This is a genomic window from Paractinoplanes pyxinae (assembly GCF_026626335.1).
GTDB classification, from domain to species: Bacteria; Actinomycetota; Actinomycetes; order Mycobacteriales; family Micromonosporaceae; genus Actinoplanes; species Actinoplanes pyxinae.
On record NZ_JAPNTZ010000015.1, the window covers coordinates 132,902 to 146,693 of the forward strand.

14 protein-coding genes are annotated in these 13,792 nt (G+C 71.2%); 6 read left to right on the forward strand and 8 right to left on the reverse strand.

The genetic code is table 11. The features are described 5' to 3' along the window. A complete protein-coding gene (gene kdd / locus OWR29_RS36060) occupies positions 1 to 1,017 on the reverse strand; it encodes an L-erythro-3,5-diaminohexanoate dehydrogenase (protein ID WP_267567970.1) in 1,017 nt (338 codons plus the stop codon). 100 nt (positions 1,018 to 1,117) lie between these two features. On the opposite strand from kdd, the gene OWR29_RS36065 reads away from it, so the two are divergent. After that, entirely contained in the window at positions 1,118 to 2,506 is a 1,389-nt protein-coding gene (locus OWR29_RS36065; protein ID WP_267567971.1) for a KamA family radical SAM protein, read from the forward strand. A gap of 45 nt (positions 2,507 to 2,551) precedes the next feature. Here OWR29_RS36065 and OWR29_RS36070 read toward each other — a convergent pair whose 3' ends face one another. Next, a complete protein-coding gene (locus tag OWR29_RS36070) occupies positions 2,552 to 2,743 on the reverse strand; it encodes a CsbD family protein (RefSeq protein ID WP_202994370.1) in 192 nt (63 codons plus the stop codon). A 121-nt stretch (positions 2,744 to 2,864) separates the two neighbouring features. On the opposite strand from OWR29_RS36070, the gene OWR29_RS36075 reads away from it, so the two are divergent. Further along, positions 2,865 to 3,587, forward strand: a complete 723-nt coding sequence (locus tag OWR29_RS36075; protein WP_267567972.1) for a class I SAM-dependent methyltransferase — start codon at positions 2,865 to 2,867, stop codon at positions 3,585 to 3,587. Here OWR29_RS36075 and OWR29_RS36080 read toward each other — a convergent pair. From OWR29_RS36080 to OWR29_RS36090, 3 genes are read right to left on the reverse strand one after another with little or no spacing between them, the layout of a single operon-like run. Next, complete coding sequence (locus tag OWR29_RS36080) at positions 3,551 to 4,030, reverse strand: Lrp/AsnC family transcriptional regulator (RefSeq protein ID WP_267567973.1); 480 nt, start codon at positions 4,028 to 4,030, stop codon at positions 3,551 to 3,553. The genes OWR29_RS36075 and OWR29_RS36080 overlap by 37 nt on opposite strands. Positions 4,031 to 4,059: 29 nt before the next feature. Further along, the gene (locus OWR29_RS36085) at positions 4,060 to 4,296 is read right to left on the reverse strand and encodes a DUF2007 domain-containing protein (protein ID WP_267567974.1); all 237 of its coding nucleotides are present in this window, start codon (positions 4,294 to 4,296) and stop codon (positions 4,060 to 4,062) included. A gap of 53 nt (positions 4,297 to 4,349) precedes the next feature. After that, the gene (locus OWR29_RS36090; protein ID WP_267567975.1) at positions 4,350 to 5,492 is read right to left on the reverse strand and encodes an acyl-CoA dehydrogenase family protein; all 1,143 of its coding nucleotides are present in this window, start codon (positions 5,490 to 5,492) and stop codon (positions 4,350 to 4,352) included. Between the two features lie 60 nt (positions 5,493 to 5,552). On the opposite strand from OWR29_RS36090, the gene OWR29_RS36095 reads away from it, so the two are divergent. Then, positions 5,553 to 6,464 (forward strand): 5'-3' exonuclease, encoded by a 912-nt coding sequence (locus OWR29_RS36095; protein ID WP_267567976.1) that lies wholly within the window; start codon positions 5,553 to 5,555, stop codon positions 6,462 to 6,464. On the opposite strand, the gene OWR29_RS36100 is transcribed toward OWR29_RS36095, so the two are convergent. Then, positions 6,461 to 6,937: a GNAT family N-acetyltransferase gene (locus OWR29_RS36100; protein ID WP_267567977.1), complete on the reverse strand. Its 477-nt coding sequence runs from the start codon at positions 6,935 to 6,937 to the stop codon at positions 6,461 to 6,463. The genes OWR29_RS36095 and OWR29_RS36100 overlap by 4 nt on opposite strands. Before the next feature lie 48 nt (positions 6,938 to 6,985). Here OWR29_RS36100 and OWR29_RS36105 point away from each other — a divergent pair, with 48 nt between their 5' ends. Next, positions 6,986 to 7,525, forward strand: a complete 540-nt coding sequence (locus tag OWR29_RS36105) for a TetR/AcrR family transcriptional regulator (RefSeq protein WP_267567978.1) — start codon at positions 6,986 to 6,988, stop codon at positions 7,523 to 7,525. Here the strand turns inward: OWR29_RS36105 and OWR29_RS36110 are convergent. After that, the gene (locus OWR29_RS36110) at positions 7,515 to 8,399 is read right to left on the reverse strand and encodes an SDR family oxidoreductase (protein ID WP_267567979.1); all 885 of its coding nucleotides are present in this window, start codon (positions 8,397 to 8,399) and stop codon (positions 7,515 to 7,517) included. The two genes, OWR29_RS36105 and OWR29_RS36110, sit on opposite strands and share 11 nt — an antisense overlap. A gap of 85 nt (positions 8,400 to 8,484) precedes the next feature. On the opposite strand from OWR29_RS36110, the gene OWR29_RS36115 reads away from it, so the two are divergent. Continuing rightward, on the forward strand, positions 8,485 to 9,057 hold the full coding sequence (locus OWR29_RS36115) for a TetR/AcrR family transcriptional regulator (protein ID WP_267567980.1): 573 nt from the start codon (positions 8,485 to 8,487) through the stop codon (positions 9,055 to 9,057). Here the strand turns inward: OWR29_RS36115 and OWR29_RS36120 are convergent. After that, a complete protein-coding gene (locus OWR29_RS36120) occupies positions 9,003 to 10,451 on the reverse strand; it encodes an MFS transporter (protein ID WP_267567981.1) in 1,449 nt (482 codons plus the stop codon). The two genes, OWR29_RS36115 and OWR29_RS36120, sit on opposite strands and share 55 nt — an antisense overlap. Positions 10,452 to 10,702: 251 nt before the next feature. Here OWR29_RS36120 and OWR29_RS36125 point away from each other — a divergent pair, with 251 nt between their 5' ends. Then, positions 10,703 to 13,741: a putative bifunctional diguanylate cyclase/phosphodiesterase gene (locus OWR29_RS36125; protein ID WP_267567982.1), complete on the forward strand. Its 3,039-nt coding sequence runs from the start codon at positions 10,703 to 10,705 to the stop codon at positions 13,739 to 13,741. The last annotated feature ends 51 nt before the right edge of the window (positions 13,742 to 13,792 follow it).

Sequence of the window (13,792 nt, forward strand, 5' to 3'; positions counted from 1 at the left end):
TCAGTCTCTCGCGAGTCGCGCCTCGAAGAGAGACCGGACCGTCGGCACGCGGCGCAGCAGGTCGACGGCGAACTCGGCGTGACCGGGCACGTAGCCGTTGCCGATGAGCATCGTCACGTCGGCGGCCAGGCCCTCGGCTCCCAGCGCGGCGGCCGGGAAGCTGGTGGCCATCGAGAAGAAGATCACCGTGCCGCCGGGGGCGGTGGCCAGGATCGCGCCGTGCTCGCAGCCGGGAACGTCGACGCAGACGACCGTGATGGTGGCCGGCTCCCCCACCGCCGCCGCGACCTCCACCGGGTTGCGCGCGTCGGCGATCGCCACCTCATCGGCTACCCCGGCGCCGCGCAGAGCGGTCGCCTCGTCCTCATTTCGGACAATTCCGATTGTTCGCGCGCCGGCCAGGCGCGCAGCGGCGAGAGCCAACGACCCGCTCTTTCCCGCTCCGCCGAGCACGGCTACCACCGGGCCCTGATATTTCCGGACAATCCGATCGGTGAGCGCGGGCGCGCCACACACGTCGTAGACGGCGAGCGCCAGCGCAGGGGCAAGATCGTCGGGCAGCACACCGACGATCGAGCGGCCGAACAGGATCGCGGTGCCGTCGGCCGGCACCTGCTCGCTGCGACCGTCCCACTTCGTCAGGCCGTCGGTGATTTTCAGCGGGGTCAGCGTCAGGGAGACGAGGGTGGCCACGCGGTCCCCCATCTTGACGCCGAGCGGCGACGACGGGCCGACCTCGTCGACCACGCCGATCAGCATGCCGCCCGAGCCGGTGACCGGGTTGTGCATCTTGCCGCGCGTGCGCACGATCTCGAGCACCTCGGCCCGGATCGCCTCGCCGTCGCCGCCGTGCTTCTCGGACAACTGCCGGTAGCTCGCCGCATCGAGGTTGAGGCGTTCCACCCGTACGCGAACTTCGTCTTCCCGAATCTCGGGGCTCGCATCGAGGCGCCAGGCAGCCTGCGGGAGCACACCGACCGGCTCGAGAACCCGCTCAAGACCGACAGAAGACGTCATTCGCCCCACCCTTCACAACAATTCATAGATCCGAGAGTGTATCCATACCGTAAATCCTACGGGCAGATGGTTTCTAGACCGGAAATCCTCCAGTAGCGTGATGCTGTCCGAACGATCGATCAGGGAGGCACCGTTGACCCAGCCCGCCGGTCAGCCGTACGAATACCACCGCCGCACCCTGGTCGAGCCGGACTGGACCAGGTTCCCGGGCTGGCGCGACGTCACCGAGGCCCAGTGGCAGTCCGCCCAGTGGCAGCGGGTCAACTGCGTCAAGAACGTCAAGCAGCTGCGCAAGGTCATGGGCGACCTGCTCGACGAGAGCTTCTACACCGACCTCGAGACCGACCAGCAGCGCCTGGCCACGATGTCGATGCTGATCCCGCCGCAGATGCTCAACACCATGGTCCCGGACAAGACCCCCGACACGGAGTCGTTCTACGCGGATCCGATCCGCCGCTACATGCTGCCGGTGGCCACCGACCGTCACCTCGACTGGCCGTCCCACCCGCACGCCACCCGCGACTCGCTGCACGAGCACGACATGTGGGTGGCCGAGGGCCTGACCCACCGCTACCCGACCAAGGTGCTGGCCGAGCTGCTGTCGACCTGCCCCCAGTACTGCGGGCACTGCACCCGCATGGACCTCGTGGGCAACAGCACGCCCACGGTCGACAAGCTGAAGCTGTCGCTCAAGCCGGTCGACCGCTACGACGCCCACCTGGCCTACCTGAAGGCCCACCCCGGCGTCCGCGACGTGGTGGTCAGCGGCGGCGACGTGGCCAACGTGCCGTGGAAGCAGCTCGAGGCCTACCTGATGGGCCTGCTCTCGGTGCCCACCGTGCGCGACATCCGGCTGGCCACCAAGGCGCTCATGGGCCTGCCCCAGCACTGGCTGCAGCCCGACGTCGTCGAGGGCCTGCACCGGGTGGCCATCACCGCCCAGCGCCGCGGCGTCAACCTGGCCGTGCACACCCACGTCAACCACGTGAACTCGCTGACCCCGACGGTCGCGCGGGCCGCACAGATGCTGCTCGAGGTGGGCGTACGCGATGTCCGCAACCAGGGCGTGCTGATGCGCGGAGTCAACGCCACCACGGCCGACCTGCTCGACCTGTGCTTCGGGCTGCAGGGCGAGGCCGGCATCCTGCCGTACTACTTCTACATGTGCGACATGATCCCCAACGCCGAGCACTGGCGGGTGCCGGTGTGGCACGCCCAGCAGCTGCAGCACGACATGATGGGCTACCTGCCCGGCTACGCGACTCCGCGGATCGTCTGCGACGTGCCGTTCGTGGGCAAGCGCTGGGTGCACATGGTGGCCGAGTACGACCGCGAGCACGGCATCTCGTACTGGACCAAGAACTACCGCACCTCCATCGAGCAGAACGACGACGAGGCGCTGTCCAAACTGCACGCCTACTACGACCCGATCGACACGCTGCCCGAGTCCGGCCAGGACTGGTGGCGCAAGCAGGAAGCCTCCGCATAGCGAAAGCGCCCCCGGATCACCGGGGGCGCTTTCGTCAAGAAAAGGTCAGCTGAAGGCGTCGCGGACGTCCTTGCCGGCGTCCTTCACGTGCTCGCCGGCCTTCTTCGCGTGGGCGGCGGTCTCTTGCGCCTGACCCTCGGCGACCAGCGACTCGTTGTCGGTGGCCCGTCCCACGGCCTGCTTCGCCTTGCCGGTGAGCTCTTCGGCCTCGTTCTTGACCTTGTCGGTGAAGCTCATTGCTCTCGAACCTCCGTGGTTTCGGCTTGCGGATGGTTTTCCCGTTCCGCTCAATCACCAAACACACCGCGTAAGGCATCCTAGGAACCTAGCTCGAGACGATATAGATAAGATCGTGATTGTGAATGATCGCGCCGCACACGCGAACTCCTTCGGCCCGGCCGCCGAGACCTACGAGCGCGGGCGGCCCTCGTACCCGTCGGCCGCGCTCGACTGGCTGCTCCCGGCGGGGCGGCCCCGAGTGGTCGACCTGGGCGCCGGCACGGGCAAGCTGACCCGTCAGATCCGCGACCGCGAGCTGGCGGTCACCGCGGTCGAGCCGTCGGACGGCATGCTCGAGCAACTACGGGCCTCGGTGCCCGGCGTGCCCGCCGTGCTCGGCAGCGCCGAAGACATCCCCCTGCCCGACGACTCGGCCGACGTGGTGCTGGTCGCGCAGGCCTGGCACTGGGTCGACCCGGCCCGGGCGGCGCCCGAGATCGCCCGCGTCCTCTCCCCCGGCGGCCGCCTCGGCCTGCTGTGGAACGTGCGCGACGAGCGGGCCGGTTGGGTCCGCCGGCTGGGCGAGATCATCGGCAGCCCCGAGCAGGACCGCGACCCTGTCGTCGGCGCCCCGTTCGGCCCGGTCGAGACCACGACCTTCGAGTGGACCGACCTGATCGGCCCCGAGCGCCTGATCGACATGGTGGCGTCCCGCAGCTACGTCATCCTGCTGCCCCCGGCCGATCGGGCCGCCCTGCTGGGCGAGGTCCGCCGGCTCATGGCCACCCATCCCGACCTGGTCGGCCGCACAGAGTTCCAGTTGCCCTACGTGACCGAGTGCGCCCGCGCCTCGGTCGGCTGACCACCGATGCGGGGCGGGCGGTTCTCGTACGGGGTGGAGAGCACGACCGTCGTCCGGGTGGTGACATTGGCCGCGGTGCGGATCTCTTGCAGCAGGCGCTCGAGGTCGGCCGGGCTTCCCACGCGTACGAGGAGCATGTAGAAGTCCTCGCCGGCCACCGAGTAGCACGAGTCGATCTCGGAGAGGTGGGCCAGCCGTTCGGGCGCGTCGTCGGGCTGCGACGGGTCGAACGGGCGGATCGCCACGAACGCCGTCAGCGGCAGCTCGAGCGCCTCGAACGAGACCTTGGCGCTGTACCCGGCGATCACCCCGCGCTGCTCGAGGCGGCGGACGCGCTGGTGGACGGCCGACACGCTCAGCCCGACCCGCTCGGCGAGGTCGGTGTAGGACAGGCGGCCGTCAGCGGTGAGGGCGCCCACGATCGCCCGGTCGATCTCTTCCACGGGCGCCACCCTACCGAACCGTACGACCGTTAATTCGCGTCCTTCTCGACCTCGGCCAGCAGGGCCCGGGCGGCCGCCTCGTCCTCGGGGTTGACCTGGATCTGCACGCCGTCGGTGATGCTGAGGGCCGGGTCGAGGCCGCCGGCGTCGTCGGCGATGGCCACCGCCCGCAGGCCGTTGCTGCGCAGCAGGCCCACGGCGAGGTCGGCCTCGATCTGCGAGCCGACCATCGCGACCGTCACACCTTCGATGCTCTCGTTGTCCATGCGTGACAGCATCGCGGAAGATCAGCCCGGACGCACGCCTGGAGCGAGGCGTGTCACCCCTTGACGAGAGCGCGGCTGATCACCATCCGCTGGATCTGGTTGGTGCCCTCGACGATCTGCAGCACTTTGGCCTCGCGGAACCAGCGCTCGACCGGGTGGTCGCTGACGTAGCCGGCCCCGCCCAGCACCTGCACGGCGTCAGTGGTGACGCGCATGGCCACGTCGGTGGCGAACAGCTTGGCCTTGGCCGCCTCGGTCGAGAAGGGACGGCCGGCGTCCTTGAGCCGGGCCGCCGACAGCAGCAGCGCGCGGGCCGCCGAGACCTGGGTCGCCATGTCGGCCAGCATGAACCCGAGGCCCTGGAACTCGGCGATGGGCCGGCCGAACTGCTCGCGCTCCTTCGCGTACGCCACGGCGTAGTCGACCGCGGCCTGGGCCAGCCCGACCGCGCAGGCGGCGATGCCGAGCCGCCCGGCGTCCAGCGCCTCCATGGCGATCGTGAAGCCGGCGCCCTCGGCCCCGACGAGCCGATCGGACGGCAGGCGGCAGTTGTCGAACACGATCTGGGCCGGGGCGGACGAGCGCAGCCCCATCACGTTCTCGGCCTTCTGCGGTTCGAGGCCCGGCGTGCCCGCGTCGGCGATGAGGCACGAGATGCCGCGCGGGCCCGGCTCGCCCGTACGGCAGAAGATGTTGTAGAAATCGGCGTCGCGCCCGTGCGTGATCCACGCCTTGGTGCCGGTCACCACCCACTCGTCGCCGTCGCGCACGGCCTTCGTGGTCAGCGCGGCCGCGTCACTGCCACCCTGCGGCTCCGAGAGGCAGTACGCGCCGAGCAGTTCGCCGCCCAGCATGTCAGGCAGGGACTTGCGCTGCCGCTCGCTGCCGTGGGCGAACACCGGATAGCAGGCCAGCGTGTGCACACTGACCGCCTCGGCCATGGCCAGCCAACTGCCCGCGAGCGTCTCGAGCACCTGCAGATAGACCTCGTAGGGCTGACCGGCGCCGCCCACCTCTTCCGGGTAGGGCAGGCCCAGCAGACCCGAGCGGCCCAGCGTGCGAATGACCTCACGGGGGAACTCGGCCCGCGCCTCGTAGGCGGCGGCTTTGCCCGTGAGCTCGCGGTCGCAGAGCTCCTGGGTCAGGGCGAGCAGGTCGTGTGCTTCTTCGGTGGGGAGCATGCGATCTACCGTCACGCCAGTTAGCTTAACGGTCGTTAGGGCAGCGGTGCGACCACCGGCCGCTAAGGTGGCACGGTGACTGCTCAGCCGCTGCTCGCCGTCGACGCCCCCAGTCTGTACTTCCGCGCCTTCCACGGCATCCCGGAAAAGGCCGCACAGACCAGCGCCGGGGAACCGGTCAACGCGATCCGCGGCTTCATGGACATGCTGGCGCAACTGATCCGCACACGTCACCCGGACAGGATCGTCTGCGCGCTCGACAACAGCTGGCGGCCGGCCTGGCGCGTCGAGCTCGTGCCCTCGTACAAGAAGCACCGGGTCGCCCACGGCGACGTCGAGGTCGTCCCGCCCGCGCTCGAGAAGCAGATCCCCGTCCTGCTGGAGGTTCTGAAGGCGGTGGGGATCCCGGCCTTCGGCGTCGACGGGTACGAGGCCGACGACGTTCTCGGCACGCTCGCGGCCACCCAGCCGGCGCCGGTCGAGGTGGTCTCGGGCGACCGCGACCTGTTCCAGCTGGTCGACGACGAGCGCGGCACCCGCCTGCTGTACTGCGGGCGCGGCGTGGCCAAGCTCGAGGACGCCGACAACGCTCTGGTCGAGGCCAAGTACGGCGTCCCCGCCAAGTGGTACGCCGACTTCGCGGCCATGCGCGGCGACGCCAGCGACGGCCTGCCCGGCGTGGCCGGCGTCGGCGAGAAGACGGCGGCCCGCCTGGTCATGCGGTACGGCGGAGTCGAAGAGATCCTGGCCGCGCTGGACGACCCCGACGCCGGCTTCGCCCCCGGCCTGCGCACGAAGCTCGACGACGCCCGCGACTACCTGGCCCGGGCCCTGCCCGTGTGCAAGGTCGCCCTCGACGTGAAGCTGCCGGAGTTCGACGCCGAGCTGCCCCGCTCCCCCAAAGACCCGGATGCGCTGCTCAAGCTGGCCGACCGATGGAACCTGGCCTCGTCGGCCAAGCGCCTGGTCGACGCGCTGGCCGGCTAAAACGTCAACGCGTACGTCTCGCCGCTGACTTCACCGGCGCCGAAGCCCGGGTGTCGTTCGGATTTCACCAGGCCGAAGCCGCGCGCGACATAGATCTTGCGCGCGGCCCCTTGCTGGTCGGTCGTCCACAGCCGCATTCCGGCATATCCCCGGGTACGCGCGAAGCCGACGCACGTGTCGACCAGGGCGCCGCCGACGCCGCGGCCCCGCCCGTCCGGGTGCACGAGCAGTACGCGCAGCACCGCCGTGCCGTCCCCGCCGTCCACGCAGAACACACATCCGACCCGCCGGCCGCCGGCCTCGGCGATCCAGGCGTTCTCCCGCCCAGGGTCACGATCGGCGGCGTATCCGGCCACGATCCCGGCGACGAGCGCCTCGAACGACGTGTCCCAGCCGCTCTCCGCGGCGTACAGCTCGCCGTGCGCCATGACCACCCAGCCGAGATCCCCCGGCCGCCCGAGTTCCCGAATCACCGCCCGCACCTCCCGCTGAAACGACTGTTTCAGTGGATACTAAGCCTCGTGGCGAGCGGGCGGCGGGACGAGCTTCTCGAGAAGGCGTACGCCCATGTCCGCTCGACCGGCATCTCCGACATGTCGCTCCGGCCGCTCGCGGCGGCCGTCGGTTCCAGCCCCCGGGTGCTGCTGTTCCTCTTCGGCAGCAAGGAAGGCCTGATCAGAGCGTTGCTGGCCCGCGCCCGGGCCGACGAGCTGGCCTCGGTCGACGGCCGCCTGCCGGCGGGCGCGGCCGCGTCCGGGCTGGCGGTGTGGGAGTGGCTGGCCGACCCGGCCAACGCGTCAGTGCTGCGATTGTGGGTGGAGGCCTACGCCCGCTCACTGGGGGTCACGGAAGGCCCGTGGGCCGGGTTCGCCGCCGAAACCGTGGCCGACTGGCTCGACGTACTGAAAAAGGCCCAGCCGGCCGAGGAGCGTGACACCCCGGCCGGGCTGGCCCACCGCACGGCCGTCCTGGCCGTCCTGCGCGGCGCCGCCCTCGACCTGCTCGCCACGGGCGACACCGAGCGGGTCACCGCCGCCGTCCGGCGGACGCTCAGCCCTTGACGATGTTCTCCAGGTCGTCGAGCAGGCTCGGGTGTACGGGCTTCCAGCCGAGCGTGTCGCGGGTGTAGGCGCTGGAAGCGGGCTGGTCGGTGGCGAAGATGACCCCCAGCGGGCCGAACGTCTCCTCCGGAACCGCCTCGACCGGCACGTCAAGGCGGCGGCCGATGACCGTGGCGATGTCGCGCACCGCGTCGCCCTCGTCGGCGACGGCATGCCAGGCGGTTCCGGCCGGCGCCTGCTCCAGCGCGAGGCGGAAGAGGACGGCCGCGTCGAGCGCGTGCACGGCCGGCCAGCGCTGGGTGCCGTCGCCCGGGTAGCCGGAGACCCCGCGCTGCCGCGCGATGCCGGTGAGCAGACCCGCGAAGCCGCCGTCGCCGTTGTTGTGGACCGTGCGGGGCATGCGAACCGATGCGCTCCGCACCCCGCGCGACGCCAGGGCCAGGACGGCGTTGACCGCGCGGCCGCGACCGCCGACCGGCCCTTCGAGCGGGAGCGGGTCGGTCTCGGTGGCGACCCAGCCCGGCACCCACGGCGTTCCCGACACCGTGACGTACGGGCGGTCGCTGCCCACCAGCTCCTCGCCCATCGCGGCGAGGGCGGCGCTCTCGTCGGCGACGGCCCGGGCGACCGCGTCGGCCGTGCTGAAGTCGTTGCCGAAGGCCAGATGGATCACCCCGTCGGCCCGGGCCACGCCGGCCCGCAGGACGTCGAGGTCGGCCAGGCCGCCTCGGAGCGGTTCGGCCCCGGCCGCCTCGACAGCCTGGGCCGAGGCCTCGGACCGGGCGAGGGCGAGCACTGTGTGGCCGTGGCCGAGAAGTTCGGCGACGACGGCGGAACCGATCAGGCCGGTGCCGCCGGTGACGAAGACATGCATGGAACACTCCCGCAGTGATGGGACTCTTGTCCCGTCACGCTAGCACGGTGATGGGACCAAAGTCCCGTCACCTATGATGGGTGCCATGGCGCGATGGGAACCGGGGGCGCGGGAGCGGCTGGTCGTGGCCGCGGTCGACTTGTTCGCCGAGCAGGGGTACGACGCCACCACCGTGGCGCAGATCGCCGAGCGGGCCGGCGTCACGAAGAGCACCTTCTTCCGGCACTTCCCCGACAAGCGCGAGCTGCTGGTGGCCGGGCAGGAGACGCTGCGCACCCTGCTGGCCGGGGGCATCGCCGACGCCCCGGCCGGAGCGAGCCCGCTCGAGGCGGTCGCGGCCGGCCTGCAGCGGGCGTCGGACACGATGGGCCCGATGAACCGCGAGCTCGGCCCCCGGCTCAAGGCGGCCGTCGCCACCAGCGCCGAACTGCAGGAGCGGGACGCCCTGAAGAGCGTGAGCCTGGCCGAGGCCATGACCACGGCGCTGACCGCCCGCGGCGTGCCCGGCCCGACCGCGGCTCTGGCCGGTGAGCTGGGCGTGCTGGCGTTCAAGCGGGGCTACGCCGCCTGGTCCGAGAGCGACGCCCCGGGCGGCCTCGCCCCCTACACGTCCGCGGCCCTGGACGAGCTGCGGGCGGCGAGCGCCTCGCTGGGCTGACGGCGGGCCGTCAGGACGTCGGCCAGGGCGGCGACCAGGGCCACGACGACGAAGCCGATCGTCAGCCACAGGGCGCCGCGGAAGGCCGGCCCCCAGTCGCCCTGGCTCGAGGCCAGGCGGCTGAAGAAGAACGAGCCGACGGCGGCGATGCCCATGGCCGTGCCGATGCGCTGGCCGGTCTGCAGGACGGCTCCGGCGCTGCCCGCGCGGGCCACCGGCACCTCGGCCAGGGTCAGGGTCTGGTTGGGGCTGATCACGAAGCCGCTGCCCGCGCCGGCCACCAGCAGCGGGATCGCCGCCGCCCAGCCGCCGCCGGAACCGGGCACCACCTTGAGCATGATGTCCGTGGCGACCAGGCCGGCGATGACCGCGACCAGGCCGCCGACCACCATGTGGCGGCCGAACCGCTGCACGAAGCGGCCGCCGATCGCCGCCGTGACGGCCGAGCCGACCGCGAACGGCGTGATGGCCAGGCCGGCCTCGAGCGCGCTGTAGCCGAGCCCGCTCTGCAGGTACAGCGTGTAGATGAAGAAGATCGTCGTGAAGCCCGCGAAGTACAGCAGCCCGATGAGCGCGCCCAACGCGTACGACCGGACCTTGAACAGCCCCAGCTCGACCAGAGCCGTCTGATTCCGCCCGTAGTAGCGCTCCCACGCCACGAACCCGGCCAGCACCAGCGCTCCCGCCACCGCCAGCAGCCACTTGCCGTTGCCCGACCACTCGCGCTCCTGCACCAGCGGCAGCAGCACCAGCACCACGCCGAGACCGAGCAGGCCCACGCCCACCGGGTCCAGGCTCTCGCGACGGCGCTCGGACGTGGCGACGGGGATCCACCGGCGGCCCAGCCAGACCGCGGCGATGCCGATCGGGATGTTGAGGTAGAAGATCCAGCGCCACCCCTCGGCCGGGCCGATGGTGGCGATGAGCACGCCGCCCAGCAGCGGGCCGACCGCGGTCGAGACGCCGATGGTGGCGCCCAGCAGGCCGAACGGCTTGCCGCGCTCCTTGGGCTCGAACATCTGCTGGATCAGGCCGGAGACCTGCGGGTTGACGATGCCCGCGGCCGCGCCCTGCACGAGCCGGGCCACCACCAGCCACAACGCCGACTGGGCGAGGCCGGCCGCGGCGCTGGCCAGCGTGAACAGGATCAGCCCGGCCACGAAGACGTCGCGCCGGCCGCGGGCGTCGCCGAACCGGCCGGCCGGCACCAGCAGCAGGCCGAAGGTGAGCGCGTAGCCGGAGAGCACCCATTGCAGCTCGGCCGGGCTCAGCTGGAGATCGTCGCGGATGGAGGGCAGCGCGACGTTGACGATGCTCACATCGAGCAAGGTCATGAAGCCCGCTACCAGGGCTACGGTGAGCGCCTTCCAGCGCGTCGACTCATCGGTTGTCACGATCGGTCCCGTTCCCCGGTCGATACGGGACTAACCCGCGTTCTAGTGTGTGCCGCACGACGACGCCGTATCCTTCGGCCGACGGCGCGCACGACCGCTCGGTCGGGTCAGCCTGAGTGAATCCGACAAAGACCGCCGTACGGTGACGATCCCCGCTCACCGGCGGCGGTAGCTCGGACCATTCGCTCAGACCAGGGCCCGCGCGCCCGATCAAACACGGGACGGCTGGTGACGGAAGGCGAGGAGGGCCGATGACGACGCGAGCAGCTCGCGCCGCTTTCGGCGCGTGGATCGTGGTGATCACCGCGTTCTACTACGCCTTTCCGAACGCCCACCTGCTGACGTGGGCGCTGCTGGGGTACTCCAGCGTCGCCGTGATCCTGCTCGGCGTCCGGCTCAACAAGCCGGAGCGCCGCCTGCCCTGGTACCTGCTGGCGGCCGGCCTGGCCTGCTTCGTCACCGGCGACTCGCTCTACAACTTCATCGTCTGGACGGGGCACGAGCCCCGCTTCCCGGGTCCCGCCGACGTGCTCTACCTGCTGGTGTACCCGCTGGTCACCGGGGCATTCCTGCTTTTCGTACGGGCTCGCGGCGGTGCCAACCGGGCCGCGCTGCTCGACGCGCTCGTCCCGACGGTCGGCCTCGGCCTGCTCTCCTGGGTCTACTGGATCGCGCCGTTCACCCGCTCGCACGAGCTGAGCTTTCTCGAGAAGGCGGTGTCGATCGGCTACCCGCTGGGCGACGTCCTGGCCCTGGCCATGACCCTGCGCATGCTGACCAGCCCGGGCCGGCGGCCGCGGGCGCTCACCGCGGTCACCATCGCCATGGTCGGCCTGCTGATCAGCGACATCTTCTACGGCCAGTCGCAGCTCAACAGCGCCTGGTCGCTGGGCGGGCCGGTCGACCTGGGCTGGATCGTCTTCTACGCCGTCATGGGCTGGACGGCGCTGATGCCGTCGATGCGCGACCTGACCGCGAAGCTTCCCCAGCAACTCGGCGCCGAGCTGGGCACCAGCCGCATCGTCTGGATGGCCACGGCCGCGCTGGTCGCGCCGGCCATCCTGTACGTCGAGTGGATGAACGGCCACCAGGTCGAGGAGCTGCGCGGCGGGGTCGTCGACGCGCCCGTCATCGCGGCCGCCGCGGCCCTGATGTTCCTGCTGGTGCTGGCCCGGGTCAACGGCCTGGCCGACTCGCAGCGCCGGGCCCGGGCCCGCGAGCGGGCGCTGCACCAGGCGGCGGCCGAACTGTTCGCCGCGACGACGGTGGAGCAGGCGGCCACGGCCGTCCGCGACGGGATCACCACGATGATGCCGGCCGACTCGTCGTTCAAGTTCACCCTCAGCTGCGACGCCGACGTGCCCCACCAGCCCGGCCTGCGGCTGGTCACGGCGGCCGAGGTCCCGCCCGGGCTGGTCACCGGCGACTTCCAGCATTTCCTGTACGCCACCATGCCGCTGCCCGGTGACGGCCGGGTCGCCGCCGGGCTGCTGGCCGGCTCCGGTCCGGTCCTGCGCGAGCTGATGCCCTCGGTCGAGGCCTTCCTGGGCCAGATCGAGGTGGTCATGCAGCGCATCGGCCTGTCCCGCGAGGTCAGCCGCCGCGACAGCGAGGCCTATTTCCGTACGCTGATCCAGAACGCGTCCGACGTGATCCTCATCGTCGACGGCGACGACCGGATCACGTACGCCAGCCCGTCGGCCGACACCGTGCTCGGCCACCCCGACCTGACCGGCGCGTCCCTCGAGTCGCTGATCGCCCTCAGCCACCACAGCGCCCTGCACGACGCGCTGGCCGCCATCCGGGCCGGGCGCGACCAGGCCGAGGCGGCCGACCTGGCCCTGCTGTGCGCCGACGGGCGCCTGCTGCAGGTCGAGTGCACCGGCCGCGACCTGCGGGAGGACCCGACCGTACGCGGCCTGGTGCTGACCATCCGCGACGTGACCGACCAGCGCCGCCTCGAGGACGACCTGTCCCACCTGGCGTTCCACGACGGCCTGACCGGCCTGGCCAACCGGGTGCTGTTCCGCAACCGGCTCGAGCAGTCGTTCGCGGTGGCCGGCCGGGACGACGCCACCATCGCCGTGCTCTTCGTCGACCTCGACGACTTCAAGGACGTCAACGACACCCTCGGCCACGCCGTCGGCGACCAGCTGCTGGTCAGCGTGGGCGAGCGGATCGCCTCGATCATCGGCGTGGCCGACACGGCGGCGCGGATGGGCGGCGACGAGTTCGCCATCCTGATCGAGCAGAGCCAGGACGCGAGCCGGGCCGAGCTGATGGCGGCCGAGATCGTGCGCGCCCTCGCCGTACCGGTGGAGGTCTCGGACGGCATCGGCGGCACCCACAACGTCAGCGGCGCGGCCAGCGTCGGCGTCGCCACCAACCGCGACGCCGAGTCGGCGACCGAGCTGCTGCGCCATGCCGACCTCGCCCTCTACCAGGCCAAGGGCGACGACAAGGGCACCTGGCAGCGGTACCGCAGCGAACTGCACACCGCCATGGTGCAGCGGCTCGAGACCCGTACGGCGTTGCACGAGGCCATCGACGGCGAGCAGTTCGCCGTCATGTACCAGCCCATCGTCGACCTCACGACCCGCGAGACGGCCGGCGTCGAGGCGCTGGTGCGCTGGCAGCACCCGGTCCGCGGACTGCTCGGCCCGTACCACTTCATCGAGGTGGCCGAAGAAAGCGGGGCGATCGTCGAAATCGGCCGCTGGGTGCTGCGGGCGGCGCTGACCGAGTTCACCCGGATGCGGGCCGGCACCACGCTCAAGTACGTCAGCGTCAACGTCTCGGCCCGCCAGTTCCGCACGCCCGGCTTCGTCGACCAGGTGCGCGACGCGCTGGAGGACAGCGGGGCGCGGCCCGAGTGGCTGCTGCTCGAGATCACCGAGAGCCTGCTGCTGCGCGACGCCGACCAGGTGTGGCAAGACCTCGGCGAGCTGCGCGCCCTGGGCGTGCGGATCGCGATCGACGACTTCGGCACGGGGTACTCGTCGCTGAGCTACCTGCGCCAGATGCCGGTCGACGTGCTCAAGGTCGACAAGTCGTTCATCGACGACATCCTCGGCAGCGAGCAGCAGCGGGCGCTGGTCGACGCGATCGTCACCCTGGCCCGCAACTTCGACCTGGCCGTGGTGGCCGAGGGCATCGAGGACGAGGGCCAGCGCGCCGAGCTGGCCGCCATGGGCTGCCCGTACGGCCAGGGCTTCCTCTTCTCCAAGCCGGTCTGGCCGCACGAGATCAGCGCCCGGCCCCAGCCCGGCGTCATGTCGCCTGCCGCCTGAATTTCGGTTCATTCACTGGCGATCCCCGTCAGTAGACGGCAGGGTTTCGGG